At 39.2% G+C, this 660-nt stretch carries 1 protein-coding gene and 1 pseudogene; both read right to left on the reverse strand.

Annotation, left to right across the window (positions count from 1 at the left end; all coding sequences use genetic code 11):
- Nucleotides 1-35: 35 nt before the first annotated feature.
- Nucleotides 36-440 carry a hypothetical protein gene (locus ACFIM8_RS09305; protein WP_375607635.1) on the reverse strand — a complete coding sequence of 135 codons (405 nt, stop codon included), beginning with the start codon at nucleotides 438-440 and terminating at the stop codon, nucleotides 36-38.
- A gap of 11 nt (nucleotides 441-451) precedes the next feature.
- A pseudogene (locus ACFIM8_RS09310) lies at nucleotides 452-660 on the reverse strand (filamentous hemagglutinin); the annotation flags it as partial.

Genomic DNA, 660 nt, shown 5'->3' on the forward strand with positions numbered 1-660 from the left:
AAGGATGGCAGATTGTTGATCATCACAAGAAAGACTTAAGGATAGCATTCATATTGTTCTGGATGCTTTTTACAAAAAGGGCTGTTTAAGCGCTTCTTGACACTACGCTGTGGAACAACAGCACCTGGACGACAAGCCGGAAGATTCTTTCCTTGAAAATTCTCACACCACGTTCCTGCCTCTGTATCTTTATAGCGGAATCCTGATTGAACCATACAAGAATCAATGAACGCCTTTTTATTTAAACTTAACTTTCTATTTTCTGGATCCTTATCATAAGGGGTTGGCATACCACATTCTAACAAGGCTTTTCCTATCTCAGTAAAATCTGCTCCTGGCTTCTCCCACATCGCCAAAGATGATGAAGGAGTTTTATTAAACTGACATCCCACTATACTTAATAAAACTATTATACTCAGTAATTTAAACAACATGTTCATTTTTTTCTCCTTCAAGGTTTTTGTTCACGATGAGAAGGGCCATAACGCTTTTTGCATATATCACTCGCATCTCCAAGACAGGTATGGGAACTTATGGGATTCATGATCACTCTCCACCATTCTTTCCACATGTTACTGCCAGTAGGTATTGTCTCGTAAGTATAGCCATTGCCGCCAATAATTCTGCTGACAAAGTCGTATCTATGCCCATCAAAACCAA

This window comes from Bartonella sp. AC535YNZD (assembly GCF_042196625.1).
Classification (GTDB): domain Bacteria; phylum Pseudomonadota; class Alphaproteobacteria; order Rhizobiales; family Rhizobiaceae; genus Bartonella.

Coding starts and splice junctions, on each gene's coding strand:
- ACFIM8_RS09305 (WP_375607635.1), bottom strand. CDS start 440: ATGAACATGTTGTTTAAATTACTGAGTATAATAGTTTTATTAAGTATA.